The 737-nt window shown below is 36.1% G+C and carries 1 protein-coding gene; it reads left to right on the forward strand.

Annotation, left to right across the window (positions count from 1 at the left end; all coding sequences use genetic code 11):
- Positions 1-737, forward strand: a 737-nt coding sequence (locus ACYVRH_RS13830; RefSeq protein WP_461257466.1) for a DUF262 domain-containing protein, incomplete at both ends; no start/stop codon positions are given.

Here is a 737-nt window from a genome sequence, read left to right on the forward strand (position 1 = left end):
GCGTTGTCTTATGTTTATAACGAACTTGAGGGCAAGGGCTTATTCGGATTATCGGGTAAACTTACAATACAGCCGGAATATCAAAGAAACTATATTTATGCAGACGGAAAAAAAGATGTTGCGGTAATTCAGTCTTTATTAAAAAAATACCCGATTGGACTAATATATTTCAACAAAGTAAGTGATGACGAATTTGAAGTATTGGACGGTCAGCAACGGATTACCAGTATCGGACGTTATCTTACAGGGAAATTTGCAATTAAAGACGAAAACGGGCTTGAACAGTATTTCAGCGGGATAGCAGACGATAAACAAGACTTAATACTTAAAACAAAATTGCTTGTTTATGAATGTGAAGGAACTGAAAGCGAAATAAAAGAATGGTTTAAGACTATCAATATAGCGGGCGTTCCTTTGAATAATCAGGAATTATTAAATGCCGTTTATTCCGGGCCTTTCGTAACTTTATGTAAAGCGGAATTTAGCAACAGTCAAAACTCCAATATACAAAAATGGAGCGCATATATTTCCGGGACTGTAAACCGTCAGGAATTTCTGGAATGTGCTTTGGATTGGGTAAGTAAAGGCAACATTGGCGATTATATGGCAAATCACCGAAAAAAAACAAACATTACTGAATTAAAAAATTATTTCAACAGTGTAATAGACTGGGTATCCGCAGTATTCATTGATGTTGAAAATGAAATGCGCGGTCTTGAATGGGGAAGGCTTTATGA

The organism is Treponema sp. R80B11-R83G3, from assembly GCF_054786115.1.